Source organism: Paraburkholderia sp. J94, assembly GCF_905220285.1.
GTDB classification, from domain to species: Bacteria; Pseudomonadota; Gammaproteobacteria; order Burkholderiales; family Burkholderiaceae; genus Paraburkholderia; species Paraburkholderia tropica_A.
Genome location: NZ_CAJMZH010000009.1, coordinates 1 through 26,066 on the forward strand (window position 1 = coordinate 1; position 26,066 = coordinate 26,066).

The 26,066-nt window shown below is 66.5% G+C and carries 24 protein-coding genes; 18 read left to right on the plus strand and 6 right to left on the minus strand.

Annotated features, from left to right (window positions below):
* Positions 1-1,025 precede the first annotated feature (1,025 nt).
* From U4Y88_RS19980 to U4Y88_RS20000, 5 genes are all read left to right on the plus strand, one after another.
* A complete protein-coding gene (locus U4Y88_RS19980; RefSeq protein ID WP_321785860.1) occupies positions 1,026-2,672 on the plus strand; it encodes a methyl-accepting chemotaxis protein in 1,647 nt (548 codons plus the stop codon).
* Positions 2,673-3,294: 622 nt separating this feature from the next.
* The gene (locus U4Y88_RS19985) at positions 3,295-3,540 is read left to right on the plus strand and encodes a hypothetical protein (RefSeq protein WP_224006375.1); all 246 of its coding nucleotides are present in this window, start codon (positions 3,295-3,297) and stop codon (positions 3,538-3,540) included.
* Between the two features lie 460 nt (positions 3,541-4,000).
* Positions 4,001-4,990, plus strand: coding sequence for a DedA family protein/thiosulfate sulfurtransferase GlpE (locus tag U4Y88_RS19990; RefSeq protein ID WP_224006372.1), 990 nt, complete (start codon positions 4,001-4,003; stop codon positions 4,988-4,990).
* A gap of 114 nt (positions 4,991-5,104) precedes the next feature.
* The gene (locus U4Y88_RS19995) at positions 5,105-6,892 is read left to right on the plus strand and encodes an FAD-dependent oxidoreductase (protein ID WP_224006369.1); all 1,788 of its coding nucleotides are present in this window, start codon (positions 5,105-5,107) and stop codon (positions 6,890-6,892) included.
* Complete coding sequence (locus U4Y88_RS20000; protein ID WP_321785863.1) at positions 6,885-8,159, plus strand: winged helix-turn-helix domain-containing protein; 1,275 nt, start codon at positions 6,885-6,887, stop codon at positions 8,157-8,159. Before U4Y88_RS19995 ends, U4Y88_RS20000 begins: the two co-directional genes overlap by 8 nt.
* Before the next feature lie 44 nt (positions 8,160-8,203).
* Here the strand turns inward: U4Y88_RS20000 and U4Y88_RS20005 are convergent, their stop codons facing one another.
* Positions 8,204-8,479 (minus strand): hypothetical protein, encoded by a 276-nt coding sequence (locus tag U4Y88_RS20005; RefSeq protein ID WP_065064380.1) that lies wholly within the window; start codon positions 8,477-8,479, stop codon positions 8,204-8,206.
* A gap of 634 nt (positions 8,480-9,113) precedes the next feature.
* Between U4Y88_RS20005 and U4Y88_RS20010 the strand changes: the two genes are divergently transcribed.
* Both U4Y88_RS20010 and U4Y88_RS20015 read left to right on the plus strand, forming a co-directional pair.
* Complete coding sequence (locus tag U4Y88_RS20010) at positions 9,114-9,911, plus strand: class I SAM-dependent methyltransferase (protein WP_321785865.1); 798 nt, start codon at positions 9,114-9,116, stop codon at positions 9,909-9,911.
* 87 nt (positions 9,912-9,998) lie between these two features.
* Positions 9,999-10,310, plus strand: coding sequence for a thioredoxin family protein (locus tag U4Y88_RS20015; protein WP_310634145.1), 312 nt, complete (start codon positions 9,999-10,001; stop codon positions 10,308-10,310).
* Between the two features lie 34 nt (positions 10,311-10,344).
* On the opposite strand, the gene hpaR is transcribed toward U4Y88_RS20015, so the two are convergent.
* A complete protein-coding gene (hpaR, locus tag U4Y88_RS20020) occupies positions 10,345-10,740 on the minus strand; it encodes a homoprotocatechuate degradation operon regulator HpaR (protein ID WP_224006451.1) in 396 nt (131 codons plus the stop codon).
* Positions 10,741-10,954: 214 nt separating this feature from the next.
* On the opposite strand from hpaR, the gene U4Y88_RS20025 reads away from it, so the two are divergent.
* The 7 genes from U4Y88_RS20025 to hpaI are packed head-to-tail and all read left to right on the plus strand — an operon-like array spanning position 10,955 to position 16,966.
* The gene (locus U4Y88_RS20025; RefSeq protein ID WP_321785867.1) at positions 10,955-11,713 is read left to right on the plus strand and encodes a fumarylacetoacetate hydrolase family protein; all 759 of its coding nucleotides are present in this window, start codon (positions 10,955-10,957) and stop codon (positions 11,711-11,713) included.
* Positions 11,710-12,504 carry a fumarylacetoacetate hydrolase family protein gene (locus U4Y88_RS20030; RefSeq protein ID WP_321785869.1) on the plus strand — a complete coding sequence of 265 codons (795 nt, stop codon included), beginning with the start codon at positions 11,710-11,712 and terminating at the stop codon, positions 12,502-12,504. The genes U4Y88_RS20025 and U4Y88_RS20030 overlap by 4 nt, the downstream gene beginning before the upstream one ends.
* A gap of 7 nt (positions 12,505-12,511) precedes the next feature.
* Positions 12,512-13,969 carry a 5-carboxymethyl-2-hydroxymuconate semialdehyde dehydrogenase gene (gene hpaE / locus U4Y88_RS20035; protein ID WP_321785871.1) on the plus strand — a complete coding sequence of 486 codons (1,458 nt, stop codon included), beginning with the start codon at positions 12,512-12,514 and terminating at the stop codon, positions 13,967-13,969.
* 44 nt (positions 13,970-14,013) lie between these two features.
* Positions 14,014-14,880, plus strand: a complete 867-nt coding sequence (gene hpaD, locus U4Y88_RS20040; protein ID WP_321785873.1) for a 3,4-dihydroxyphenylacetate 2,3-dioxygenase — start codon at positions 14,014-14,016, stop codon at positions 14,878-14,880.
* Between the two features lie 38 nt (positions 14,881-14,918).
* Entirely contained in the window at positions 14,919-15,320 is a 402-nt protein-coding gene (locus U4Y88_RS20045; RefSeq protein ID WP_321785874.1) for a 5-carboxymethyl-2-hydroxymuconate Delta-isomerase, read from the plus strand.
* Positions 15,321-15,345: 25 nt separating this feature from the next.
* The gene (gene hpaH, locus U4Y88_RS20050) at positions 15,346-16,149 is read left to right on the plus strand and encodes a 2-oxo-hept-4-ene-1,7-dioate hydratase (RefSeq protein WP_321785876.1); all 804 of its coding nucleotides are present in this window, start codon (positions 15,346-15,348) and stop codon (positions 16,147-16,149) included.
* Positions 16,150-16,189: 40 nt separating this feature from the next.
* Positions 16,190-16,966, plus strand: a complete 777-nt coding sequence (hpaI, locus tag U4Y88_RS20055) for a 4-hydroxy-2-oxoheptanedioate aldolase (protein ID WP_321785878.1) — start codon at positions 16,190-16,192, stop codon at positions 16,964-16,966.
* 30 nt (positions 16,967-16,996) lie between these two features.
* Here the strand turns inward: hpaI and U4Y88_RS20060 are convergent, their stop codons facing one another.
* The gene (locus U4Y88_RS20060; RefSeq protein ID WP_321785880.1) at positions 16,997-17,440 is read right to left on the minus strand and encodes a MarR family winged helix-turn-helix transcriptional regulator; all 444 of its coding nucleotides are present in this window, start codon (positions 17,438-17,440) and stop codon (positions 16,997-16,999) included.
* A gap of 176 nt (positions 17,441-17,616) precedes the next feature.
* Here U4Y88_RS20060 and U4Y88_RS20065 point away from each other — a divergent pair, with 176 nt between their 5' ends.
* The 4 genes from U4Y88_RS20065 (at position 17,617) to U4Y88_RS20080 (ending at position 23,069) form a co-directional block, all read left to right on the plus strand.
* A complete protein-coding gene (locus U4Y88_RS20065) occupies positions 17,617-18,390 on the plus strand; it encodes a class II aldolase/adducin family protein (RefSeq protein WP_321785882.1) in 774 nt (257 codons plus the stop codon).
* A gap of 3 nt (positions 18,391-18,393) precedes the next feature.
* Complete coding sequence (locus U4Y88_RS20070) at positions 18,394-19,443, plus strand: 2-dehydropantoate 2-reductase (RefSeq protein ID WP_321785884.1); 1,050 nt, start codon at positions 18,394-18,396, stop codon at positions 19,441-19,443.
* Positions 19,440-19,832 carry an IclR family transcriptional regulator domain-containing protein gene (locus U4Y88_RS20075; protein ID WP_321785886.1) on the plus strand — a complete coding sequence of 131 codons (393 nt, stop codon included), beginning with the start codon at positions 19,440-19,442 and terminating at the stop codon, positions 19,830-19,832. The genes U4Y88_RS20070 and U4Y88_RS20075 overlap by 4 nt, the downstream gene beginning before the upstream one ends.
* A 468-nt stretch (positions 19,833-20,300) precedes the next feature.
* Positions 20,301-23,069 (plus strand): mechanosensitive ion channel family protein, encoded by a 2,769-nt coding sequence (locus U4Y88_RS20080; RefSeq protein WP_321785888.1) that lies wholly within the window; start codon positions 20,301-20,303, stop codon positions 23,067-23,069.
* A 180-nt stretch (positions 23,070-23,249) separates the two neighbouring features.
* Here the strand turns inward: U4Y88_RS20080 and U4Y88_RS20085 are convergent, their stop codons facing one another.
* The 3 genes from U4Y88_RS20085 to U4Y88_RS20095 form a co-directional block, all read right to left on the minus strand.
* Positions 23,250-23,672, minus strand: coding sequence for a hypothetical protein (locus U4Y88_RS20085; protein ID WP_321785890.1), 423 nt, complete (start codon positions 23,670-23,672; stop codon positions 23,250-23,252).
* On the minus strand, positions 23,672-24,445 hold the full coding sequence (locus U4Y88_RS20090) for a hypothetical protein (RefSeq protein ID WP_321785892.1): 774 nt from the start codon (positions 24,443-24,445) through the stop codon (positions 23,672-23,674). The genes U4Y88_RS20085 and U4Y88_RS20090 overlap by 1 nt, the downstream gene beginning before the upstream one ends.
* Positions 24,446-24,722: 277 nt before the next feature.
* Entirely contained in the window at positions 24,723-26,057 is a 1,335-nt protein-coding gene (locus tag U4Y88_RS20095) for an AAA-associated domain-containing protein (protein ID WP_224013255.1), read from the minus strand.
* Positions 26,058-26,066 lie beyond the last annotated feature (9 nt).

Here is a 26,066-nt window from a genome sequence, read left to right on the forward strand (position 1 = left end):
GAGCCGGCCGAGTTTGCTCACACCGGCGAAGCGTACTGGCTCAAAGATTTTCTTCCCGTATATCTCGGGAATCGCGTTGCTGCTGATCTCCAGCGTGCGCGGTTGGGTATTCCATGCCATCCATGCATCTCCTTCAGAAAGCGCCGCGTGTGCCGGTGCGCGTCGGCCAGGTGAATATTTCGCCGCGCATGGAGGCAGATGCGAATCCGTTGCGCGAATTAGCCGCGGCGTGACTCAGTGATATCAATCAGTTCTTTCTGCTAGTCCCGGGCGAATTACGGGTCCACCATTCGCGCCTCAATCTTATTTAGTTATACGAATTTATTATCCAATCATCGCGCGACATAAGATCAACAATTATGTGGGGTAACAAGTCACTTTCCACACATGGGCTACCGCGATGCTTGCTGTGCATCAGAGACTCGATCGTGACAGCATCGCCGTCCCCTGTCGCACCGCATGCGAAACGCGTCGGCGTGACGCACGCGCGGGCACCGCGCGCGAAGTTCGCAAATGCCATCGCCGTCTGCTACCCGAACGCTCCTATCCTGGTAACCAGAACGCAGCGGACAGTCGTCACCCCAACCCACCGTCCAGATAACAAAATGGATATATCCGCGCTCGCGCCCCCCAACCTTGTCCACAGAAATTGTTCAAAGCCCTGTGCGTAACCTTGGGACATCGAAGCTAACTCACTGATGCGCATCGGATTACGCGCATGACGCGCGCGATTGGCACCGTATTCGTCAACACACCCTATCGCCCAGCGGATTTATCCACAGAAATCGTGAGCAACCCTGTGCATATCTCGCCGACACATTGCACAGGTCCTTGAACGCACAGAGAATTTCCTCCTCGCCTGCACGCCCGACACGCGATCGCCTCCTCTGCCCAGTCGCGCAAGCCCATGCGCCATGACTAAAAACGTCAACCTCCCCCCACCAAAAGCCCTAAAGAAATTAAGGAAAATGCCGTTATTCCCGGCATGTTGTTGGGTCTGCGTAGACCCCCCTGGAAGGAAACCCATGCGCAACAATCAACCCGTCACGCAGCAGGAGTTCGACTACCCTGCTTCGCAGATGCTTGTCTCGGCCACCGATCTCAAAGGCCGCATCCAGTATTGCAATCCCGCGTTCGTCGCTGTCTCGGGCTTTTCGAAGGACGAGCTGATCGGCAAGGCGCACAACATCATCCGCCATCCCGACATGCCGGCCGAAGCGTTCGCCGACCTGTGGGACACCGTCAAGGCCGGCCGTCCCTGGACCGCGCTCGTCAAGAACCGCCGCAAGTCCGGCGACCACTACTGGGTGCGTGCGAACGTCACGCCCGTGTCCGAGCAGGGCACCGTGGTCGGCTATCTGAGCGTGCGCGTCAAGCCCACGCGCGACGAAGTGCGCGAAGCCGAAGCGCTCTACGCGCAGATGCGCGAAGGCCGTCTGCGCGGCGTGCGTCTGCTGCACGGCGACCTCGCGCGCACCGGCCTCGTCGGCGCGATGAAGTCGGTGATGCGTCTGCCGATCGCCACGCGCATCGCCATCGGTTACGCGCTCGTGCCCGCCGCGCTCGCGGCCGCGGGCTTCGGCGCCTATCAAGGTCTGCCGCCCACGCCGTTCTGGTGCGCGTTCGGCGCGGCGGCGGTGTGCAGCGTCGCCGCCTGGCGTCTCTCGACGCGTCATCTCGGCGAGCCGCTCGCGCAGATGTCGGAGGCCTCCACGCGCATGGCCGCGGGCGACCTCACCGCCACGCTCGCCATCGCCTCGAAGGACGATCTCGGCGACGTGCTGCAAGCGCTCAATCAGCTTCAGGCCAATCTCACGGCGATCGTCTGCGACGTGCGCTCGCAGATCGACGGCATGCTCGACGCCGCGCACGAAATCTCGACCGGCAATCTCGACCTCTCGCGCCGCACCGAATTGCAGGCGGCCTCGCTCGAAGAAACGGCCGCCACGATGGATCAGCTCACGACCACCGTGCAGGCCAACGCCGAAGCCAGCACGCGCGCGCTCGATCTCGCGCGCGAGGCGAAGGAAGCGGCCGCCGAAGGCGGTTCGATCGCGGGCCGCATGGAGCGCACGATGTCGGGCATCACCGACGCCTCGAAGCGGATCGCCGACATCACCGGCGTGATCGACGGCATCGCGTTCCAGACCAACATCCTCGCGCTCAACGCGGCCGTCGAAGCGGCGCGCGCGGGCGAGGCGGGCCGCTCGTTCGCGGTCGTCGCGGGCGAGGTGCGCATGCTCGCGCAGCGCTGCGCGGCATCGGCGAAGGAGATCAAGCAGGTCGTCGATGCGAGCGTCCACGAGATCGCGCGCGGCACCGAACTGGTCGGCCACACGACTTCGCAGATGCGCGCCATCGACGAGGCCGTGAGCCGTGTGCAGTCGATCATCGTCGAAGTCGCGAACGCGAGCGGCGAGCAGGCCGAGGGCATTCGCCAGGTCAATCAGGCCGTCGCGCATCTGGACAGCGCGACGCAGCAGAACGCGGCGCTCGTCGAGCAGGCGGCCGCCACCGCGCAGCGCCTCGCCGAACAGGCCGACGTGCTCGACGAAGCCGTGCGTCTGTTCACGGTCGCGGGCAGTCAGTCGACCTTGACCACGTCGTCGGCGCGCACGAGCGTGCGGCCGGCGCGCGCCCACGCGCGAGAGGCAGAAGCCATCGAGGCGTGACCACCGGGCCCGGCCTCGCGGTACCTTTCGCGCGACGAAAGCGTACCGTAAGCGCCTATCGAGGCCCGATCCGCGCCTGGCTCACGTCGTGTCACGTCGTGTTCAGCACGGCGCGCATTGTTCAGATAGATCGGCGTTAGCCCCATCTCGACAGCATGTTCGCCACGCCCCAAACTGAACTTGTCAGCGCTCATCACGTGGGTGTCTGATCCGAGTAACAACGGCGTTTCGACGGCTCGCCTGGCCTCTACCGGGCGAGCCGTTTTTTCTTGCTCGATCGGTGAGAACTTTCGGGAGCCCGCGTGGCGGCGCGCCCACGGCGCGCGGACCACTAGAGCCGCATTGCGTCACGACCATGACAACGGCGCGCGCCGCAATACGTGCCGCATCCACCGTTGCATGGCGCGCAAAAATGCGTGAAAACGCGCGTAGTCGCGTTACACTCACCGGACGGACTGGACGCTTGCGCCGTTGTGTGCGCCCGCGCTCACTCGATCGAGACGCCACGCGAACGAGACCGTACAATGATTTGGCCATCTATCTGGCCATGCATCGCACGCAGCCCCCGCAACCGGCCGGTTCGACCACAGTTCGACCACCCAAACGCACGAGGACAACATCAATGCGCATGACCGGGTCTTCTGGAACCATGACCCTGCTCACCGAGCATGACGAAGCCACCGGACGCGAACTGCGTACGCTGCGCCTCGAATCGGCGGCCGACGGCAAGAGTCTATTGCTGATCGAAGTCGACGAGCGCAAGGCGGGTATCCACCGCGAAGTGCGTTACGAAATCACGCCCGCAGAGTTGATCGCGGCCATTCGCGCACAAGGCGCCGAGATACCCGGGGAATCGCATAACCGGTAAGCCGGACAGTCGGTCCATCACGGGCGTTCCGCCCTCGCCCGCCGCCGCGCTCGCACGGCGTCGTGGTCATCCCGCGCGCCGTGTTCGCGGCGCGCGTTTTTATCGGCGATTGATGTTTCGTGCATGAGTTTTGCGTAGGCATTTCATGCATGAATTTCGCGCATGAACCGGCGACGTCCGACGCGTGTTCACACGCATGCCGCGCGCATCGTTCAAGCTGCCCGCACGCACAATCACGACTCAATCGGGACCCACCCCGGACTCAACCAGGGACGCCACACGAGCCGCATGACACGGCCCGCCGCCCGCGCCACCGCTTAAGCGCACCGGATCCGCATTCGGCGTATGCTTTGGCGCTCGCTTGCACGCCTTCGAAATGCGTCCATAATCGTTACGTTACTCTTGCCATTGCGCCGCGCCGTTTCACCGGCAGCGGCTTTCAGGCCACGGAAGTAAGCCGATGCTACATGACCTCATCGCGCAGTACGGGCCTGCGCTCGTGTTTTTGAACGTGCTCGCCGGCTCGCTCGGCCTGCCCGTGCCCGCGATGCCCGCGCTCGTGCTGTTCGGTGCGATGGCCGCCATGCATCCCGGATCGATCGGCCAGCAGGTCGCGCCGGTGCTCGGTCTGTCGATCGTCGCCATGCTGATTGGCGACAGCGTCTGGTTCCTCGCCGGCCGCCTCTATGGCGGCAACACGCTCAAGACGCTCTGCAAGCTCTCGCTCTCGCGCGACACCTGCGTGAAAAAAACCGAGCGCTTTTTCGGCCGCTGGGGCGTGCGCGTGCTCGCCATCGCCAAGTTCGTGCCGGGGCTGTCGCTCGTCTCGGTGCCGCTGGCCGGCGCGATGGGCACGCCGTATCGGCAATTCGTGGGTTTCGACGGCATCGGCGCGGCGCTCTGGTCGGGCACCGGTCTGCTGATCGGCGTGCTGTTCGCCCCGCAGATCGACATGATGCTCGCGGGCGCGAGCCGCCTCGGGCGCTTCGCGGCGGTCGTGGTGGTCGCGCTGCTGCTGCTCTACGCGATGTACCGCTGGCAGCGCCGCCGCCAGCTCATCAAGAAGCTCGCGAACGCACGCATCACCGTGGACGATCTCTATCGCGCGATGGCGAACAAGCCGCCGCCCGTGGTGTTCGACATCCGCTCGGAGGAAAAGCGCAAGCTCGATCCGTTCATCATTCCGGGCGCCTTGTTCGCCGACGAGCGCCAGCTCGAAGAGATCCTGAGCAAGTATCCGCGCGAGCAGAAGCTTGTGATCTACTGCTCGTGCCCCAATGAAATTTCCGCGGCCTGGATGGCGAAGAAGCTCGTCGAGGCCGGTTTCACCGACGTCGTGCCGCTGCTCGGCGGTCTCGACGCCTGGCGCGATTCGGGCCGCACGCTCGAATCGCTGTCCCTGGCGCCGCATCCCGAAGTACCGGTCAGCATCACGCCGAAAGCGATCTGATTCCCGCGTGGTTTCCCGCGTTTTTTCTCGCGCGGATCCGGGCCGCTTTCTGTCCGCATCGTGTCCGTTTCGCGCGCGGCGCCGCCGCCTCGCGCGCACGAGGAGAAACGCCTGATGGGCTCTCTAGCCACCGAGCCGCCTCGCTACGAGGCTGCGCCGTCCACGCCTGAATCCGCCTCGCATTCCACGCTGTCCGACACCCAGCCGCAACCCGCCGAGGCGCCGTTCTCGACGCTCTCCACGCGGCGTCACCAGATGTTCCCCGAGCTGACCGAAGACGAAATCGCGCGCCTCTCGCGCTTCGGCGAGCAACGCCATTGGGAAGCCGGCGAGTGGCTGTTCCACACCGGTGAGACCGGCCCCGGCATGTTCGTGCTGCTCTCGGGTTCCGTGAAGGTGTTCCAGCGCGACGGCCTCGGCCGCGAGCGGCTGATCGTCGAGCATGGGCGCGGCCATTTCCTCGCCGAAGTCGGCCAGTTGTCGGGCGGCCCGGCGCTCGTGGACGGCATGGCGCTCGAACCCGTCGATGCCGTGCTGATTCCGCCCGAACGCCTGCGCGCGGCCATCGTCGCCGAAGCCGAACTGGGCGAGCGCATCGTGCGCGCGCTGATCCTGCGGCGCGTCTCGCTGATCGAAAAGGGCGCGGGCGGCCCGATCCTCGTCGGTAAGCACGACGACCCCGCGATGCTCTCGCTGCAAGGCTTCCTCTCGCGCAACGGCCATCCGTATTCGGTGCTCGACGAGCGCGACGCAAGCAGCATGATCGGCGTGATCGAACGCTTCGCGGCGCGCTGCGAGGACCTGCCGCTCGTGATCTGCCCCGACGGCTCGGTGCTGCGCCATCCGTCCGCGCCCGAACTCGCGACCTGCCTCGGCCTGCTGCCCGAACTGAACGGCGAACGCGTCTACGACGTGGCCGTGGTCGGCGCGGGCCCGGCGGGCCTGGCGACGGCGGTCTACGCCGCGTCCGAAGGGCTTTCGGTGATCGTGCTCGACTCGCGCGCGCCGGGCGGCCAGGCGGGCGCGAGCGCGCGCATCGAAAACTATCTGGGCTTCCCGACCGGCATCTCGGGCCAGGCGCTCGCGGGCCGCGCATTCGTGCAGGCGCAGAAGTTCGGCGCGCACGTGGCGATTCCGGTCACCGTGAAAAAGCTCCATTGCGACGAGCAGCCGCGCCGCCTCGAAACCTGTAGCGGCGACGTGCGCGCGCGCAGCGTGGTGATCGCGAGCGGCGCGATCTACCGTCGCCCGACCATCGCCGGGCTCGACCGTTACACCGGGCGCGGCGTTTACTACTGGGCCTCGCCGGTCGAAGCCAAACTCTGCAAGCACGAGAACGTCGTGCTCGTGGGCGGCGGCAATTCGGCGGGCCAGGCGATCGTCTATCTCTCCACGCACGCGCGCCAGATCGACGTGCTGATCCGCAAGGCCGGTTTCGAATCGACGATGTCGCGCTATCTGATCGACCGCATCGCCGCGCTGCCGAACGTGACCGTGCATCCGGGCAGCGAGATCGGCGCGCTCGACGAGGACGAAGCCGGGCTCGCCGCGATTCGCCTGAAATCGCCGTGTCCGGCGGGCATCGACCACTTCGATGCGCGTCATCTGTTCCTCTTCACGGGCGCCGATCCGAACACGAACTGGCTGCACGATTGCGGCGTGGCGCTCGATCCGAACGGCTTCGTGCTGACCGGCGTGGGCGACGAATCGTGCAGCCTCGCGACCTCGGTCGAAGGCGTCTACGCGATCGGCGACGCACGCGCGGGTTCGACCAAACGCGTCGCGGCGGCCGTCGGCGAAGGCGCGGCCGTGGTCGCGCAGATTCATCAGATGCTCGGCGCGTCGCCGGTGCCGAACGCGACCGTCACGCCGGTCGCAGCGATGGCGGGCCTGCATGCGTGACGACGACGGCTGCGAGACCGCGAGCGCACCCGAAGCGGCGCTCGCGCGCAGTGGCGTGACGCTGCCGCTCGCGGCGGTGCGCACGCTGCATCTCGCGGCCCAGGGCCTGCTCGCGCCGCCGCGCCGCAAGGCCACGAAAGACGACGTGCTCGACGCGATCCGCCGCATGGCGCAACTGCAGATCGACACCATCCACGTGGTCGCGCGCAGCCCGTATTTCGTGCTGTTCAGCCGCGTGGGCGCGTACGATCCGCGCTGGCTCGACGCGCATCTCGCCGAAGGCCGCCTGTTCGAATACTGGGCGCACGAAGCCTGTTTCGTGCCGATCGAAGACTACGGCCTGCTGCGTCATCGCATGCTCGACCCGTCGGACATGGGCTGGAAATACGCGGGCGAATGGCACGCCAAACATCGCCGCGAAATCGACGCGCTGCTCGAACGCATCCGCGCGAACGGCCCGGTGCGCTCGGCCGATTTCGCGCGCGCGGCGGGCGAGAAAGGCGACGGCTGGTGGGACTGGAAACCGGAAAAGCGCCACCTCGAAGTGCTGTTCGCGATCGGCGCGCTGATGGTGGCCGAGCGCCGTAATTTCCAGCGCGTCTACGACGTGACCGAGCGCGTGCTGCCGCATTGGCGCGACGCGCGCGACCTGCCCACGCGCGCCGACGCCGAACGCGCGCTGCTGCTGCGCACCTGCAAGGCGCTGGGCGCGCTGCGCGCCGACTGGGCCGCCGACTATTACCGCCTGCCGCGCCGCCCGTACACCGAGGCGCTGCATGCACTCGCCGACGCGGGCCATCTCGTGCCCGCGCGCGTGGAAGGCTGGAAGCACGACGTCTTCGTGCATCGGGATTACGTGTCGCTCATCGACGAAACCGCGAGCGGCGCGCTCGCCTCGACGGTCACCACGCTGCTCTCGCCGTTCGATCCGGTGGTGTGGGATCGCAGGCGCGCGGTGGCGCTGTTCGATTTCGATTACGCGATCGAATGCTACGTGCCCGCGCACAAGCGCAAGTACGGTTATTTCGTACTGCCGATATTAAATCGCGGCAAGCTGATCGGACGCGTCGATGCCAAAGCGCATCGCACGCAGGGCGTGTTCGAAGTGAAGTCGCTGCATCTGGAACCGGGCGTGCGCGTGAGCGGCCGCCTCGTGACCGACTTGCGCCGGGCGCTGCAACGTTGCGCCGACTGGCACGGCACGCCGGAATTGAAGGTCGGCGACGCGCCGGGCGCACTGGCCGCGGCGCTGCTCGCCGAATCGTGATGACGGGAGCGTGAAGGCCTGCGGTTTCGCGCAGGCCGCCCGCGTCAGCGCTCGATCTTCACGCGCAGTTCGCGCGCCGCTTCGAGCAGGCCCACATAGCCCGAGCGGGCGTGTTCGGGCAGGTCCGGGTCGCCGACCAGCGCGCCCAGCGTTTCGATGAGGCTATACACGAGGCCCTTGGCCGCGCCAGCCGCGATATTGCCGCTCCGCACGCCTTCGTCGACGTGCGAGAACGCCGCGTTCAGATGTTCCAGATCGGGTTGCGGCGTGGCCCCGGAGGGCGTTTGAGCGTCATGCTTTTGCGTGTCGTCGCTCGTCATGATGAACAGGTTCCTCTTGCTGAAACGGAATCGAAAGAATGCCTTAATGCAGTTATATACCCATCGCGTGCAGCCGTCCAATGGCGACCCCGAGGCGACCCTGAGCGTCGCGCGACCGGCTCCCGAATCTTCTCACCTTTGCGCGCGCCGTGGAGTCGAAGCCGCCAGGACTGTTTGATGCAGCGACGGCGCACCCGCGCGAATACCCCTGAAAAACAGGCGTCGATTCGACGCTGCGGTCTTCTCGGGCGCGCCGCGCGCAGGGCAAAATGCCCGCCTGGCACGCCGCATCGGCGCACTCCCGCAAACGCTCACCTTAACGTCGCCAAAGCCGCGCGACGCCCGCATGACGGTCGCACGAAGCGTGCCGCGATCCTTTCCCGCCTGGCGCCGCGATTACGTTTTATCCCTTGTTTGAAGGGCTAAACCGTTTCGTCGATGAAAACCGGCTCGATGTATCCACGCTCGAACGGTGCGCGTTTCTCGCCCGCCACACTCACTCCCGAAAAGGCTCACCTGTCGGCGATTCGCCCGACTGGACGCCATCTCGGCGTCATCTCCACGCCGTCTTGACGCCGCCGCCGCGCATCCCCAGACTGTGCGGATTCTGTCCACCGCCCAGCCCGCCCGCGCCATGAACCAGATCACGCCCTTCGTGCCCGACCGCTTCCGCAACGCCGCGCCGCATTATCTGATCGGCCGTCCCGCGTATTCGCCCGCGCTGATTCGCCGCGTCGCGCAGCGCGCCGGGCTCGACGGCACGCAGCGCCTGCTCGACCTCGGCTGCGGCCCCGGCCAGCTTTCGCTGGCCTTCGCGAGCTGGGTCGCGAGCGCCGTCGCCATCGATCCGGAACCCGCCATGCTCGAAGTCGCCGCGCAACTCGGCGCGGGCATCGCGCCCAATATCGACTATCGCCAGGGCAGTTCGTACGATCTCGCGCCGGACCTCGGGCATTTTCATCTCGCGGTGATCGGCCGCGCGTTTCACTGGATGGATCGCGTCAATACGCTCGCGCGGCTCGATGCGCTGCTGGGCGAACGCGGCGCGGTCGCGCTGTTCAACACCACGCAGCTCGACGATCCGCAGCGCCCGTGGGCCGCGCAATACCGCAATCTGCTCGACCGCCACGCGAACACCGACGCCGCCCGCGAGATGCGCCGCTCCGCCGATTACGAAAGCCATACCGACGTGCTCGCGCGCTCCGCGTTCAACGCCATCGAGCGGATTTCGGTGATCGAATACCGGCGCGTGAGCGCGGAACAACTGAAGGCGCGGCCCTTGTCGATGTCGAGCCTGTCGCGCGAACGGCTGGGCGATAAACTCGACACGCTGCTCGCGGACATCGACATGCTCGTCGCCACGCAGGGCAACGACGGCTGGTTGACCGAACGGATCGAATCGAGCGTCACGTTCGCCACGCGTACCGAATGACGCTTATCGAATGACGTCCAGCGAATGACGTGAAGCGGCGTGTTGCGGTATCGTATGACGATGCACCGACACGCCCCAGGAGACGCAATGAGCTATGCCACGAAAGCCCCCGCGCGCAAGGAGATCGATGCGCTGAGCGGCCCCGCCGTGCTGGAGTTCGGCACCGACTGGTGCGGCTATTGCCAGGGCGCGCAGCCTTTGATCGGCGACGCGTTCGCGAAGCATCCGGGCGTGCCGCGCATCAAGGTCGAAGACGGCCCCGGCCGCGCGCTTGGCCGCTCGTTTCGCGTGAAGCTCTGGCCCACGCTGATCTTCCTGCGCGACGGCGCGGAAGTCGCGCGCATCGTGCGTCCCACGGGCGCCGCCGAAATCGACGACGCGTTCAACACGCTCGCCTGAGCGCCCGCCGTTCGGCTTGTTCCTCGCGCCGGGCTTATTCGAGCCCGGCCAGCAGATCGTCGACAGCGCGATACACGCGCTCGACCACCTCCGGCCCCACCTCCGCCTCGAGCGCCTGATAGCGCGCCTCCAGTTCCTTCGAAATCGCCTTCACGAGCTGATGGCTTTTCTTCGTCAACGTGACGAGCACGCGCCGCTGATCGTCGGCGAAACGCGCTTTCGTCACGAGACCGAGCGCCTCCATGCGCGCGAGCACGCCCGCCATGCTCGGGCTCGAAATCGTGCAGATATCCGAAATCTGGCGCGGCTCCAGCGGCCCGCTTTCGTTGAGCGCGCGGATCACGCGCCACTGCTGTTCGGTGAGCCCGTGCGCGGTGATCAGCGGACGAAAGCGCTCCATCATCTTTTCGCGCGCGCGCAGCAGCAGCATGGGCAGATTGCGATGCGCGACGCGCGTGGTGGTGCGTGAGTTCTCGGACATGATGGCTTCGTTGATGGCGCGGAATCGAATAGTCGGAAAGTCAGATGAGGCAGGCGGCGAAGCCCAGGGGAAACCCGCGAAATCCTCGCCGATGGTTGACGCTCGATGATCGCCAGCGCAAACTCACTCACATATTAGCATTTTCGGGAAAGCACGACACACCATGTTTGCCCTTGCCGATCATCTGCTGCATCTCGAAGGCGAAGCGCTGCCGCGCGACGTCAGCGCCGCGACAGCGCATGCGCTGCTCGCCAGCGGCGTTCGCTGCCGCGCGCCCGTTTCGGGTGCCGTCTACGGCACGCTGCTCAACGACCGCCACGCGCTCGAAGCGCTCGGTGACGCGATGAATGCGCCACCGTACAAGGCACTGCCGCGCGCGCCCATTCTCTACCTCAAGCCGCGCAATACGCTTGCGGGCCACGGCGCGCGCGTGATCGTGCCTGATGCGAATGGCGTGCAGGTGGGCGCTTCGCTGGGCATCGTCATTGGCCGCACTGCCGCGCGCGTTCAGGCACACGATGCGTTCGACTACATCGCGGGCTATACGCTGGTCGCCGATCTGTGCGTGCCGCATGCGAGCGTCTATCGGCCTTCGGTGCGCTTTCGGGCGCGCGATCATTTCTGCGTGATCGGTCCCGCGTTGATCGCTCGCGAATACGTTAGCAATCCCGATGATATGGCGATACACGTCGATATCAACAGCGCGCCGCGCTTCAGCGCCACGACCTCGACGAGCGTGCGCGGCGTCGCGCAACTGCTCGCCGACGTCACCGATTTCATGACGCTCGCGCCCGGCGACGTCATCACGCTCGGCGTGCCGCACGGCGCGCCCGTCGCGCACGCAGGCCAGCGCGCCACGCTCGCGATCGGCGACTGGCCCGCGCTCGATATCGCGTTCGCCGCACAAGGAGACGCAGCATGATGCGAGCACGCGTCGCCTACGCAGGCGCCATTCACGAAGCCACGCCCATCGTTACCGCCGACGGCCCGCGCGTGCGTCTCGCCGACGGACGCGTGCGCGACGAGCGCGACGTGGTCTGGCTCGCGCCGTTCGAACCGGGCACGATCCTCGCACTCGGCCTGAACTACGCCGAGCACGCGAAGGAACTGCAATTCACCAAGCAGGAAGAACCGCTCGTCTTTCTCAAAGGACCGGGCAGCGTGATCGGCCATCGCGGCGTCACGCGCCGCCCCGACGACGTCACGTTCATGCACTACGAGTGCGAACTCGCCGTCGTGATCGGCCGCGCCGCGCAACACGTCAAGCGCGAGGACGCGATGCAGTACGTCGCCGGCTATACGATCGCGAACGACTACGCGATCCGCGACTATCTGGAGAACTACTACCGCCCGAATCTGCGCGTGAAAAATCGCGACGGCGGCACCGTGCTCGGCCCCTGGCTCGTCGACGCCGCCGATATCGCCGACGTCAACGCGCTCGAATTGCGCACTTACGTGAACGGCGATCTGAAACAGCGCGGCAACACGCGCGATCTCGTCACCGGCATCGCCGAACTGATCGAATATCTGAGCGGCTTCATGACGCTCGCGCCCGGCGACGTCATTCTCACCGGCACGCCCGAAGGCGTCGTCAACGTGAACGCGGGCGACGAAGTCATGTGCGAAATCGACGGCCTCGGCCGCCTGATCAACACGATCGCGTCCGACGCCGAATTCGGCCGCGTCTCCACCACGGCCTCCACCACGGAATAAGCACGCCATGCGCATCGACCATCTGATCGACGGCCGCGCCCACGCGGGTCGCGATTACTTTGAAACCGTGAATCCCGCGACTCAGGACGTGCTCGCCGAAGTCGCGCGAGGCGGCGCCGAGGAAGTCGATCTCGCCGTGCGCGCGGCGAAAAACGCGTTTCCCGCGTGGGCCGCGAAGCCCGCGAGCGAGCGCGCGAAACTCGTGCGCAAGCTCGGCGAACTGATCGCGAAGAACGTGCCCGAGATCGCGCAGACCGAAACGAAAGACACGGGCCAGACGATTTCGCAAACCGGCAAGCAACTCGTGCCGCGCGCCGCCGACAACTTCACGTATTTCGCGGAAATGTGCACGGCCGTGGACGGCCACACCTATCCCACGAACACGCACCTGAACTACACGCTGTTTCATCCGGTGGGCGTGTGCGCGCTCATTTCGCCGTGGAATGTGCCGTTCATGACGGCTACGTGGAAAGTCGCGCCGTGCCTTGCGTTCGGCAATACGGCGGTGCTCAAGATGAGCGAGCTCTCGCCGCTCACGGCGTCGATGCTCGGCCAGCTCGCGCTCGATGCGGGCATTCCAGCAGGTGTCCTGAATATCGTGCACGGCTATGGTCAGGAAACGGGCGAGCCGCTCGTCGCGCATGCCGACGTGCGCGCCGTTTCATTCACCGGATCGACGGCGACCGGCAACCGCATCGTCAAGGCCGCCGGCCTCAAGAAGTTTTCGATGGAACTGGGCGGCAAGTCGCCGTTCGTGATCTTCGACGACGCCGACTTCGAACGCGCGCTCGACGCCGCCGTGTTCATGATCTTCTCGAACAACGGCGAGCGCTGCACGGCGGGCTCACGCATTTTCGTGCAACGCTCGATCTACGCACAATTCGCGGAGCGCTTTATCGAGCGCGCGAAACGCATCACGGTCGGCGATCCGCTCGACGAGAAGACGCTCGTCGGCCCGATGATCAGCCCCGGTCATCTCGCGAAAGTGCGCAGCTATATCGAACTCGGACCGAAGGAAGGCGCGACGCTCGCGTGCGGCGGTCTCGATGCGCCCGATCTGCCGGAGGCCTTGAAACAAGGCAATTTCGTACGCCCGACCGTGTTCGTCGATGTCGATAACCGCATGCGCATCGCGCAGGAAGAGATCTTCGGGCCGGTCGCCTGCCTGATTCCGTTCGACGACGAAGCCGACGCCGTCCGCCTCGCCAACGACATCGCCTATGGCCTGTCGAGCTATGTGTGGACCGAGAACACGGGCCGCGCCTTGCGCGTGGCCGCCGCGATCGAAGCGGGCATGTGCTTCGTGAACAGCCAGAACGTGCGCGATCTGCGCCAGCCCTTCGGCGGCACCAAGGCCTCGGGCGTGGGCCGCGAAGGCGGCACGTGGAGCTATGACGTGTTTCTCGAACCGAAGAACGTGTGCGTGTCGATGGGCGCGCATCACATACCGCACTGGGGCGCTTGAGTCACGCAGCGCGCACGGGCACACGCGAAAAACAGGAGACCGCGATGGGCAAACTCGCGTTGGCGGCAAAGATCACCCACGTGCCGTCGATGTATCTTTCGGAACTCGATGGCCCGCACAAAGGCTGCCGCCAGGCCGCCATCGAGGGCCACCAGGAAATCGGCCGCCGTTGCCGCGAACTCGGCGTCGATACGATCGTCGTGTTCGACGTGCACTGGCTCGTGAACAGCGAATATCACATCAATTGCGCGCCGCATTTCGCGGGCAATTACACGAGCAACGAGTTGCCGCATTTCATCAAGAACCTACGTTATGCGTACTCGGGCAATCCCACGCTCGGCCATCTGATCGCCGATGTCGCCAACGAAATGGGCGTGAAAACGCGCGCGCATAGCGACACCACGCTCGGACTCGAATACGGCACGCTCGTGCCGATGCGTTATATGAACGCCGATCAGCACTTCAAGACCGTGTCGGTGGCGGGCTGGTGCAACTGGCACGATCTCGCCAGCAGCGCGCGCTTCGGCCTTGCGGTGCGCAAGGCCATCGAGGAACGCTACGAAGGCACGGTGGCGATACTCGCGAGCGGTTCGCTGAGCCATCACTTCGCGAACAACGGCAGCGCCGAGCAGTTCATGCACAAGGTCTGGGACCCGTTTCTCGAACAGACCGACCGCCAGGTGGTGTCGCTCTGGGAACGCGGCGACTGGAAAACCTTCTGCGCCATGCTGCCGATGTACAACGAAAAATGCTGGGGCGAAGGCGGCATGCACGACACGGCCATGCTGCTGGGCGCGCTCGGCTGGGATCGCTACGAAGGGCGCGCGGAAATCATCACGCCGTATTTCGGCAGTTCGGGCACCGGGCAAATAAACGCCGTGCTGCCGGTCACGCCTTTGCAGGTTCGATAGCTGTTTTCATACGCGCCCGATCTCAGGAGACACGCACCGTGCCGCATCTCACGCTTGAATACAGCGCCAATCTCGCCGATGCCGCAAGTATTGGCGCACTCTGCGCCACGCTCGCGCAGGTGCTCGACGCGCAGCGCGACGCGACCGGCGCGCGTGTCTATCCGCGCGGCGGCATCCGCACGCGCGCCCTTCGTTGCGAGCAGTATTTCATCGCCGATGGCGATCCGCACCACGCGTTTCTGCACGGCTGCCTGAAGATCGGTGCGGGCCGCAGCGCCGAAGTGCGCCGCGCGACCGGCGACGCGCTGTTCGCCGCGATCAAGCAGCAATTCGCCGAGGCGTTCGAGACGCACGGGCTCGCGCTTTCGCTGGAGATCGTCGAGTTCAGCGAGGAAGGCGCGTGGAAGCACAACAATCTGCACGCGCGGCTCAAGGCCTGAGCGCGCGGGCGAACCGGACATCATCATGCTAGATCCGCAACGCATCCGCGAGCTGGCCGCGCAACTCGACGAAGCCGAGCGCACGCGCACGCAACTGCGCCACTTTTCGCGCGCGCATCCCGAGATGACCATCGACGACGGTTACGCGATCCAGCGCGAGTGGGTCAAGCTCAAGCTCGCGGCGGGCCACGTCGTCAAAGGGCGCAAGATCGGTCTCACGTCGCGCGCGATGCAGCGTGCCTCGCAGATCGACGAACCCGATTACGCGCCGCTGCTCGACAGCATGTTCATTGCCGCAGGCACCGACATTCGCGCGGACCGCTTCATCGCGCCGCGCGTGGAAGTCGAACTGGCCTTCGTGCTGAGCCGTCCGCTGCAAGGCTCGGACGTCACGCTGTTCGACGTGCTCGACGCGACCGCTTACGTCACGCCCGCGATCGAGATCATCGACGCGCGCATCGAGCAGTTCGATCGCGACACCCAGGCGCCGCGCAAAGTCTTCGACACGATTTCCGATTTCGCGGCGAACGCGGGCGTGGTTCTTGGCGGACGTCCCGTGAAGCCACTCGATGTCGATCTGCGCTGGGTGGGCGCGCTGCTCTACAAGAACGGCGCGGTGGAAGAAAGCGGCCTGGCCGCCGCTGTGCTCAATCATCCGGCAACGGGCGTGGCGTGGCTCGCGAACAAGATCGCGCGCCACGACGAACGGCTCGAAGCGGGCGACGTGATTCTGAGCGGATCGTTTACGGCGCCCATCGCGGCGCGCGCGGGCGATACGTTTCATGCCGATTACGGTCCGCTCGGCGGCATCGGTTTCAAATTCGTCTGATCGTGCACCGCGCAATTCATCAATATCCCTAACTAATTTCATGCCCGTTATCGTCAATCCGTTCAAACAGGCGCTTGCCGAAAACCGTCCGCAAATTGGCCTGTGGGCCGCGCTCGCCAACGCCTACGTGACCGAACTGCTCGCGACCACGGGCTTCGACTGGCTGTTGATCGACGGCGAGCACGCGCCCAACGATCTGCGCAGCACGCTGGCGCAGTTGCAGGCGGTCGCGCCTTATGCCACGCATCCGATCGTGCGTCCCGTTCGCAACGACGCCGCGCTCATCAAGCAGCTGCTCGACATCGGCACGCAAACACTGCTCGTGCCGATGATCGAAAGCGCCGACGAAGCGCGCGCCGCCGTCGCGGCCACGCGTTATCCGCCGCTGGGCGTGCGCGGCGTGGGCAGCGCGCTCGCGCGCGCGTCGCGCTGGAATGGTGCGGCCGATTATCTGCATGGCGCGGCCGAGCAACTGTGCGTGCTCGTGCAGGTGGAGACGGCGAACGCGCTGGCGCAACTCGACGACATCGCCGCCGTCGAGGGCGTGGACGGCGTGTTCTTCGGCCCGGCGGATTTGAGCGCGTCGATGGGCTTGCTCGGGCAGCCCGGCGCGGCGGCGGTGCGCGCGGCGATCGTCGATGGCATCCGCGCCGTGCGTGCGCGCGGCAAGGCGGCGGGCGTGCTTGCCGCCGATCACGCCATCGCGCGCGAGTACCTGGAAGCGGGCGCGACCTTCGTGGCCGTGGGCAGCGACGTGAGCCTGCTCGCGCGCAGCGCGAGCGATCTGGCCGCGAAATTCCGCCAGCCCGCCAGCTGAACGTGCCTTAACGCGGCCTCGATTTCAGGCTCAATCTTCCGCGCCGCCCTGCTCGACCAGCTTCGCGAGCGCGGCGTGCAACACCTCGCGTTCTTGCGCGCTGAGCACGGCGAGAATCGCCTCGTTGCCCGACTTCGATATCGCCGACGCGCGCCGGTACGTGTTGCGCCCCTGCGCCGTGAGCTTGATCAGCACGCCGCGCGCATCGGCGGCATTGGTGGTCTTTTCGAGCAGGCCGCGGCGCTCCAGCACGTCGGTGGCGCGGCTCGCCTGGCTGCGGTCGAGATTCGATGCGCGCCCGAGATCCGACACCGAAATCGGCCCGAACGCGCCCACGCTGATCAGGAGCCGCGCCTCCGTGAGCGACAGCGCGAGCGCCGACGCAAACGCCTCGTTCATCGTGCGGTCGGTCTGCTTTTTCAGCACGTGCAGCCGGTAAGTGAACAGTTCTTCGATGGGGTGTTTGCCCGTCATGGCCCGTCTCGCGCAAGGGTTCGATACAACTCGGATGCGTCGCCCGATGGCGTCGACAGCGTTAGCATACCATTGCAGAAAGCCTTTAAAACATGGCCTTTTACGCCAAATTTGATGCTTGCACACGCATTTATTTGAGCGTAGCATCAGCCCATCGACGAGGAGACGGAGACACCATGAGCGCAGTCCCCGAAGCATCCGCGCGTCCCGCCTGGTGCGAGCCCGAAGAATGGGCCGCCCGCGTGAAGCTCGCGGCCACCTATCGCGTGTTTCATCAACTCGGCTGGACCGAGCTGATCTTCAATCACATCACGCTGCGTGTGCCGGGCCCGCAGCCGAATGTGCTCATCAATCCGTTCGGGCTCACGTACGACGAAATCAAGGCCTCGAATCTCGTCAAGATCGATCTCGACGGCCACATCCTGAGTCCGAGCGAGTATCCGATCAATCCCGCCGGCTTCGTGATTCACAGCGCGATTCACGCGAACGTGCCCGACGCGCATTGCGTCATGCACACGCACACCACGGCGGGGCTCGCGGTCGCGTGCATGGAAGGCGGGCTCGCGCCCACGAACTTCTATTCGGCGCAGTTGCACGACATGGTCGCGTATCACGACTTCGAAGGCATCACCGTGCACGACGAAGAAAAGCCGCGCCTGCTGAAGTCGATGGGCGAACGCCGCCTGCTCATCCTGCGCAATCACGGCCTGCTCGCGCACGGCGCGAACCTCGCGCACGCGTTCGCGCTACTCTGGACGCTCAACCGCGCCTGCGAAATCCAGGTCGTCACCGATTCGATGCGCGGCCAACCCATTCCGATCGATCCCGCCATCACCGCGCGCGCCACGCGCGACGCGCTGCAGTTCTCGCCCGAGCATGGCGCGGGCGAAAACGTGCTCGCGGCGCTGATCCGCCGCGTGGAGCGCATCGATCCCTCATACAAGGAGTAAGCCGTGAGTCTTGCGCAGCCCAGCCATTCGCAGCCCGGCACGCGTTCGATCGCCGTGGTCGGCGCGGGCGCGATCGGCGGCCTGATCGCCGCGCGCCTCGCGCGCGCCCATCGCGACCTGCAGATCAGCGTGCTCGCGCGCGGCGCGCATCTGCAGGCGATGCGCCGCGACGGCCTCACTATCGTCGAAGGGCCGGACGGCGCCACGCGCTACACGGCCTACGTGAATACCGCCGACAACGCGGCCGATCTCGGCGTGCAGGACATCGTGTTCGTCTGCCTCAAAGGTCAGGCGCTCGTGCAGGCCGCCGCCACGCTCGCGCCGCTCGTGGGGCCGCGCACGCATATCGTCTCGGCGATGAACGGCGTGCCGTGGTGGTTCCTCCACGCGTTCGGCGGCGAGTACGCGAACGGGCGGCTCGAATCGGTCGATCCGGGCGGCGTGGTGTCGGCGGCGCTGCCGCCCGCGCAGACGTCGGGCTGCGTCGTGCATCTGTCGTCGGCGATCGCGGGGCCGGGCGAGATCCGCAAGGGCAACGGCAACGGGCTGATACTCGGCGCGGCGTCGCCGCAGATGGCCGCGCGCGCGGAAGAAGCGCGCGCGCTGCTCGCGCAGGCGGGCTTCGACGTGCAGGCCAGCGAGCATATCCAGCACGATATCTGGGCGAAGCTCTGGGGCAACATGACGATGAACCCCATCAGCGCGCTCACGCGCTCGACCGCCGACGTGATCCTCGACGATCCGCGCACGCAGGGCCTCGTCGCCGCCGTGATGGCGGAGGCGCGCGACATCGGCGAGGCGCTCGGCATTCGTCTCGCGATGACGATCGAGGAGCGCAACGCGATCACGCGCAAGCTCGGCGCGTTCAAGACGTCGATGCTGCAGGACGTGGAAGCGGGCCGCTCGCTCGAAGTGGACGCGCTGCTCGGCGCGCCCGACGAACTTGCGCGGCGCGTGGGCGTCGCGGCGCCGTCGCTCGGCATGCTGTACGGTCTCGCGCGGCAGCTCGACGCGAATCTCGAAGCGGCGCGGCAGGCGAGCGCGACGCGTTGAATTCACGGATCTCCGTGCGTTGCGCTTGCCAGCCCGGCGCGCTGCGGCCGCTGCACGCGAACGCGATCGGCAAGGCGATCTTCGGCGAACTCGTGCTCGGCACGAAACTCGATTTCGAGCGTTACACGGAAGTGACGGCCACCGATCTGCCGACGCTCGTTGAGCGTGCCGCCGCCGCGAAGGCGCGCGGGTGGTACGCGAACATCGGCGAGAGCGCGCCGGAACTGCGCGCCGTGGCCGCGGCGCTCGACTTCGGCGGCGACTTCTACGGGCTCTCGATTGGCGGGCCGACCGAGCGCATCCGCCAGCAGCTCGACACGCACGTCGACACGCTGCGCGACGCCAAGGCGCGCATTCTTGCGCATTGGCGCGAGAACGAGGCGGGCTGAGGCTGATTCAGGGCGCTCGCTTTACGTCCGTTCCACCTTTTTTGCGGACCCGCGACGGACCCGCAGTGAATCCGCGCGCGGCTGTGGCCTTGCTCGCCTGACGGCACGCAATCGGCATGAGGCGCATACTTTGGGCCTTCGCGCCGCGCGATTCACTTTCTGATTTCGCGTTCTGATTTCGGCCCTGATTTCACTGCGGATCGTGGTCCCGCTTTCACGCTGCGCGGCACGATATTTGCGACGCGACGTCGAATGTTCCGACGAAACGCGCAGGACACGTCGCGAGGCGCCACCCATCCGCGCGGTTCGCCAACGCGCCAGCCCGATGCGGGCCGCGTGCACCACGCACCCGACGCTGCCGCCGGACCTGACCGACCGGCTAAATGAGCCGCCGAGCGACGATCCGGCCATCGCCGCCAACCACTGACGCTCATCGACCGTCACCGACGCCCGACTCCGTTTTTGCCTATGCCCAGGATGCTCCTTTCTTCCGTCATACGATCGCTGCGCCTGCCGCGCGGCGCCGCCCTGCTCGCGGCGGTTCTGTGCGCGACCGCGCTCGCCTGGACGCCGTCCGCATCGGCTGCCGCCGCGTCCTCCGCCGCAGCCGCCGAGCCCGCGAACCCCGCCGCGCCGGTCGTGCTAACGCCCGCGCAGGCGCATGCCGCGCTCCAGGTGCTCGACGATCCGGTCCAGCGCGCCCACATCGAGGACACCCTGCGCGCCATCGCCGCCGCCGGCGCGCTGGCCACGCCCGCGTCGAGCGCCACGGCGGCGAGCGCGCCCGCGACGGCCTCCGCGGCCACCGCCGCTTCCGCGCCGCTCACCGATGCACTGCGCTCGAACGGCCTCGTCCTGCAACTCGCCGATCACGCCGCGCATAGCGTGCGGCTCATCAGCGAGCGGCTCGCGCACGCGCGCACGGCGCTGTTCGACACCGGGTCCGCGCGCGGCTGGTGGCGCGAACGCCTGAGCACGCCCGAGGGCCATGCGATGCTGCTCGGACTGCTGCGCGTGCTGCTGCTCACGCTCGTGCCCGCGCTGGCGATCGAGGCGCTGCTGCGACGCGCGCTCGCCAAGCCGCATCGCTCGATCGTCGCGCACGCAGCCGCCACGCTCGACGACTCCGTCGACGCCAGCGCGCCCGGCGCCGCGCCGCCAGCGCAACCGCAGACGCCGGAAGCGACCGGCACGGCCACCGCGCTCAAAGCCGAGACGCCATCCGGCGACGACGACGATGCCCTGCGCGCCGCCGCCGGCATGGAAGCCGCCGAAGCGCCCGCCAAGGACGCAAAAACCGCCGGACCGACTTCCGGCACCACCAGCACCACCAGCACCGCCAAAGCCACCGACGCCGATCCGAACGCCGGCCCCAACGCGAACCCGGCCGCGAATGCCGCCGCACGCGCAACCGTGACCGCCGCCGCCAGCGACGCCGCGCCCAACGAAGACCCGCTCACGCGCGCACGCGAAGCGCGCCATCGCAGCCGCGGCGCGCATCACTGGCGCCTGCTGCAACGCCTGCCCGCCGCGCTGCTCGTGACGCTGCTCGATCTCGTGCCCGTGATGGGCTTTGGCCTGATCGCCGCAGGCGTGCTCTCACTCTTTGGCGCCGACGATGCCGCGCCGGCCGCCGCCGTGGGCGAGCTCGTCGACACGTGGGTGATCTGCCGCATCGTGATCGCCGTGGGCGCCCTGCTGTTCGCGCCCGACTCGGACGCGTTGCGCCTGACGCGCATGAGCGCGACGTGGGCCGCGTTCTCGCAGCGCTGGGTCGTGCGCATCGTCGTGATCGGCGGCGTGGGCGGCGCGCTCGCGGGCGCGGTGCCGCTCGGCATGACCGAGGACGCCCATCTCGCCCTCGTGAAGCTCGTCACGCTGATCGGCCATCTCGCGCTCGTCGTGATGATCCTCCAATGCCGCAAACCCGTGGCCGCGTGGCTGCGTAACGTGGCCGCGCAGCGCGGCTCGCTGGCCTGGCTCGCGCACTGGTTCGCCGACATCTGGGCCGTGGCCGCGATCTTCGTGGTCATGGCGCTGTGGTTCGTATGGGCGCTCGACCTGCGCGGCGGCTATCGCGAACTGATGCGCGCGGGCGGCCTTTCGCTCGCGGTGCTGCTGGTCGCGCGCGTGGCCGCCATCGTCGCACTAGGCGCGCTCGGACGCGTGTTCGATCCGCTCGGCAACCGCGCCGACATGACCATCTCGCAACGCCGCGCGTACCGCTACTACCCTGCCTTGCGCCGCGTCGCGATTGCCGCGCTGTGGATCGTCACGCTCGACGTGCTGCTGCACGTTTGGGGCCTACGTCCCTCGCGCCTGCTGATGAACGCGCCGATCGGCCATCTGCTCGGCTCCGCGCTGCTCACGATCGCCGTGGCCGTGGCCGTGGCGATCGTCATCTGGGAGGCCGCGAACGGTGCCGCCGAACGCCGCCTCAACGCCTGGACCGACGCCGGCGATTACGTGCGCGCCGCTCGCCTGCGCACGCTGCTGCCGATGTTCCGCACCACGCTGTTCGTCGCGATCTTCGTGATCGTGGGACTCACCGCGCTTTCGCAGCTCGGCGTGAACACCGCGCCATTGATCGCGGGCGCGAGCATCTTCGGCGTGGCGCTCGGCTTCGGCTCGCAGAAGCTCGTGCAGGACTTCATCACCGGCATCTTCCTGCTCACCGAAAACGCGATGCAGGTCGGCGACTGGGTGACCGTGGCGGGCGTCTCCGGCACGGTGGAGTTCCTCTCGATCCGCACGGTGCGCCTGCGCGGCGGCGACGGCTCGCTCTACACCGTCCCGTTCAGCTCGGTGACGACGGTCAACAACACGAACCGCGGCATCGGCAATGCAGCGGTCAAGGTGGTGATCGCGCACGGCAACGACCTGCAACGCGCGATCGACACGCTCAAGGAGATCGGTGCCTCGATCCGCGCCGACGACGCCTTCAAGAACGGCATACTCAGCGACTTCGCCTACTGGGGCGTGGATCAGGTCGACGGCGCGAGCGTCACGCTCGTCGGCCAGATCCAGTGCAAGGACTCGTCGCGCTGGGGCGTGCAGCGCGAATTCAACCGCCGCGTGCTGGCGCTGTTCACGGAGCGCGGCATCGAACTGGCGAACCCGCAGCGCAATTTCGTGATCGGCGTGCCGCACGAAAGCGACGTGGAAGGCCGCGTGTTCGGCACCGGCGAGCGCGACGGCGATGACGCACGCCCGACGCCGCGCGGGAAGCCTTCCTGATCCCGGAAAAGCTCACCTTTGCGTATGCACGCTCGCCGTGCGACGCGCGAGACGTGACGGGACCTCACGCAGCGGCGGGGCTTTGCGCGCGATCGCATGATGCGATTCGCGCGTGAAGCCACCGCGATGCCGTGGCTCCCGAAGAAGCTCACCTTTGCGCGCGTAGCAATGCACGCGGGGTCATCCACTGCCGGCAAGCGCCGATTGATCGTGGCGCTCACGTGCATAGCGAATGAGCGTAACGATCTTGCGCGACTGCCGCACACACGAACCGACGTCGCGTTCGTTTAGCGTGCGGGTGAGGTCGTAGTCGGCATGGCGGCGTGCCTTCTTGAGCACCGCCAGTTCGCGCGAAACTTGAGACGCCACCGTTCGCCCGCTCACCAGCCTCGCGCCCCAGCCGGTTAACGCGTCGACAACCGCTCGATGCGATTCCGAAGACATCACCCGATCACGCGCCGGCGTGTACTCACGAGGGATGCTTGCGATACAGGCGTGAAAGGCGCCGTAGTACGAACGAGAAATGGCACTCCGCCTGTCCGCTTCACTTGCGGGCTCGCACAGCAGCCGCTCTGCCGTATCGATAAACTCCTCGGGCGTCATCAGACCGTTTCCATTTCACCGAGATTGATGGCAAACGTGCTGAGCACGGAAAGGCCGCCCGTCTCTTGCAGCACCTCCGTCAACGCCTCATCCAGCTGCTCCACCTCCTCGCGCTCCCTCGCGACCTGCACCGTCACATAAACGGCCTCGTCGCCGGGACCGTCGTCGACGAATTCGCAGGCCGCGAGCGCTCGCACGCGACGCGTGGCGAGAAAACCATATAGCGCGTCATGCAGCGCTTCGACGACCGACAGCGGGACCGAGTACTGATCCAGAATGGCCACCGCCTTGCGCCGATACCCCTCGGTTTCACGGTCCGTTGCGTTCGAATGTGAACTCAGCACCTGCGTCAGCTCCAGCGCGCGCACCCAGCGCCCCGCCTGCCACGCCATGTCGATTGCGCCGCGCAGTGCGAGCAGACTGGACGGCTGCGCCTCCCACGCGCGCTCGGCGACTTGCGCGGCTTCGCGAAACCGGTTGCAGGCCGCGAGCGCCACGGCGAAATTGATGCCGACCTGCGCGCCGCGCTCGCAGCGCATGGCGTTCGCGAACAAGGCTTCGACGGCCTCGCCGTCCCAGCGCTCGGCGGCCAGCATGCCGAGCGTTTGCCACGCGAGCGCCGGATGCGCGTCCATGCTTTCCTTCGCGATGCGCTCGAGGCGCTTGCGCGTGGCCGTGTCGAGCTCGCCCGCGTCTTCGTCGAGATGCGCGCAGATCTGGTTGAACGCCGCCGTGACCGCTTCCGCGGAAAGTGTCTTTCGATCCGTCGACATAATTCAGTTCTCCCTTCCGATGACCGCAAAAAATGCAACCGATACGATGCCAAATCGAGGCTAAATCGAGGCCAATCTGGCGTGCGAGATAACGTACGCCGTGCAGCGCACGCGTCGAAAAAATACTAGCAGCGGAGAATCGGCGTTTCTTTGAGGTTCGTACTGCGAAGCTGTCGATGGGACGAAAAAAAACGCTGCGGACAACGGCACAATGAGCCATCGTCCACAGCGTTTTTTAACCGGAGGAGCGCCGCGTGCGCTGCGTGCCTTGCGTCCTTTAAGCTTCCACGTCTTCGAGACTGAAAATTTCCGACTGGTCGTTATACGAGAAGATCTCGCCGTAACGGCCCCAGTCGATCACCGTGTCCAGCGTTTCTTCAGCGGCCGTGTCCGAGAGAAAATCCTCCAGTTCCTGCTCGAAACGCACGCGCGGTGCGCGGTGGCCCGGGCGTTCGTTGAGCACCTTCTTGATCCGCGCCGCGAGCGGCACGTTGCGCAGCAGGTGATCGGCGAACATGAGCTTGCGCGCCTGCGTGCCCATCTCGGCAAACACGCGCGCGGGCGGCGTGAGCAACAGGTCGCCGTCGCGCACATCGGCAAAACCCAGCAATTGCAGCATTTCCGCAATCGGGAACAGGTCGTCCACTTCGAGATGCAGCGAGCGCGCGATTTCCGGCATGTCAGCGCGGCCGTGGTACGGCGCGGCCGCCAGCGTTTCGATCAGACCGGCCATCAGGTTCGTCGAAACGTCGGGCAAACGGCTGCCCACTTCGAGACGGCGCGTGGTGGTTTCGGCCGCGTCGCGCGCGGTCATCTTCGCGTAGATCTCGTCCACGAGCTTGCGGAACGCCGGGTCCAGACGATTGCGCGGGTGTTTGAACGGCACCTTGATTTCGGCCACCACGCGCCCCGGATTCGACGAGAGCACGAGAATGCGGTCGCACATGAACACCGCTTCTTCGATGTTGTGCGTGACGATCAGCATCGACTTGATCGGCATGCGGCCCTGCGTCCAGAGATCGAGCAGGTCGGTACGCAGCGTTTCGGCCGTCAGCACGTCGAGCGCGGAAAACGGCTCGTCCATCAGCAGCAGCGCCGGGTCGACCACGAGCGCGCGCGCGAAGCCCACGCGCTGACGCATGCCGCCCGAGAGTTCGCGCGGGTAGGCGTTTTCGAAGCCGTCGAGACCGATCAGGTCGATGGCGGCCAGCGCGCGCTCGCGGCGCTCGCGCGCGGGCACGCCCTGCGCTTCGAGACCGGCTTCCACGTTCTGCAGCACCGTGAGCCACGGAAACAGCGCGAAGGTCTGGAACACCATCGAGACGCCCTTCGCCGGGCCTTCGAGCGGCTTGCCGAGCCAGTTCACCTCGCCCGCGCTCGCTTCGATGAGGCCCGAGATGATGCGCAGCAGCGTCGATTTACCCGAGCCGGAGCGGCCGAGCAGCCCGACGATTTCGCCTTCGCGCAGCGAGAGATTGACGTCGTCGAGCACGAGGCGCTCGTCGTCTTTCTTCGCGAAACCGCGCGACATGTGCTTGACGGAAAGCACTTCCTCGCCAAGCGTGGGCCGCACGGGCAGCAGGTCGGATGAGACGATTTTCGGATTCAGCATGATGTTTTA

What these genes read in the sequence shown, in the direction of transcription:
- U4Y88_RS19980 (WP_321785860.1), top strand. Translation starts at nt 1,026, where the DNA reads ATGCGCAACAATCAACCCGTCACGCAGCAGGAGTTCGACTACCCTGCT.
- U4Y88_RS19985 (WP_224006375.1), top strand. Translation starts at nt 3,295, where the DNA reads ATGCGCATGACCGGGTCTTCTGGAACCATGACCCTGCTCACCGAGCAT.
- U4Y88_RS19990 (WP_224006372.1), top strand. Translation starts at nt 4,001, where the DNA reads ATGCTACATGACCTCATCGCGCAGTACGGGCCTGCGCTCGTGTTTTTG.
- U4Y88_RS19995 (WP_224006369.1), top strand. Translation starts at nt 5,105, where the DNA reads ATGGGCTCTCTAGCCACCGAGCCGCCTCGCTACGAGGCTGCGCCGTCC.
- U4Y88_RS20000 (WP_321785863.1), top strand. Translation starts at nt 6,885, where the DNA reads ATGCGTGACGACGACGGCTGCGAGACCGCGAGCGCACCCGAAGCGGCG.
- U4Y88_RS20005 (WP_065064380.1), bottom strand. Translation starts at nt 8,479, where the DNA reads ATGACGAGCGACGACACGCAAAAGCATGACGCTCAAACGCCCTCCGGG.
- U4Y88_RS20010 (WP_321785865.1), top strand. Translation starts at nt 9,114, where the DNA reads ATGAACCAGATCACGCCCTTCGTGCCCGACCGCTTCCGCAACGCCGCG.
- U4Y88_RS20015 (WP_310634145.1), top strand. Translation starts at nt 9,999, where the DNA reads ATGAGCTATGCCACGAAAGCCCCCGCGCGCAAGGAGATCGATGCGCTG.
- hpaR (WP_224006451.1), bottom strand. Translation starts at nt 10,740, where the DNA reads ATGCTGCTGCTGCGCGCGCGCGAAAAGATGATGGAGCGCTTTCGTCCG.
- U4Y88_RS20025 (WP_321785867.1), top strand. Translation starts at nt 10,955, where the DNA reads ATGTTTGCCCTTGCCGATCATCTGCTGCATCTCGAAGGCGAAGCGCTG.
- U4Y88_RS20030 (WP_321785869.1), top strand. Translation starts at nt 11,710, where the DNA reads ATGATGCGAGCACGCGTCGCCTACGCAGGCGCCATTCACGAAGCCACG.
- hpaE (WP_321785871.1), top strand. Translation starts at nt 12,512, where the DNA reads ATGCGCATCGACCATCTGATCGACGGCCGCGCCCACGCGGGTCGCGAT.
- hpaD (WP_321785873.1), top strand. Translation starts at nt 14,014, where the DNA reads ATGGGCAAACTCGCGTTGGCGGCAAAGATCACCCACGTGCCGTCGATG.
- hpaH (WP_321785876.1), top strand. Translation starts at nt 15,346, where the DNA reads ATGCTAGATCCGCAACGCATCCGCGAGCTGGCCGCGCAACTCGACGAA.
- hpaI (WP_321785878.1), top strand. Translation starts at nt 16,190, where the DNA reads ATGCCCGTTATCGTCAATCCGTTCAAACAGGCGCTTGCCGAAAACCGT.
- U4Y88_RS20060 (WP_321785880.1), bottom strand. Translation starts at nt 17,440, where the DNA reads ATGACGGGCAAACACCCCATCGAAGAACTGTTCACTTACCGGCTGCAC.
- U4Y88_RS20065 (WP_321785882.1), top strand. Translation starts at nt 17,617, where the DNA reads ATGAGCGCAGTCCCCGAAGCATCCGCGCGTCCCGCCTGGTGCGAGCCC.
- U4Y88_RS20080 (WP_321785888.1), top strand. Translation starts at nt 20,301, where the DNA reads ATGCCCAGGATGCTCCTTTCTTCCGTCATACGATCGCTGCGCCTGCCG.
- U4Y88_RS20085 (WP_321785890.1), bottom strand. Translation starts at nt 23,672, where the DNA reads ATGACGCCCGAGGAGTTTATCGATACGGCAGAGCGGCTGCTGTGCGAG.
- U4Y88_RS20090 (WP_321785892.1), bottom strand. Translation starts at nt 24,445, where the DNA reads ATGTCGACGGATCGAAAGACACTTTCCGCGGAAGCGGTCACGGCGGCG.
- U4Y88_RS20095 (WP_224013255.1), bottom strand. Translation starts at nt 26,057, where the DNA reads ATGCTGAATCCGAAAATCGTCTCATCCGACCTGCTGCCCGTGCGGCCC.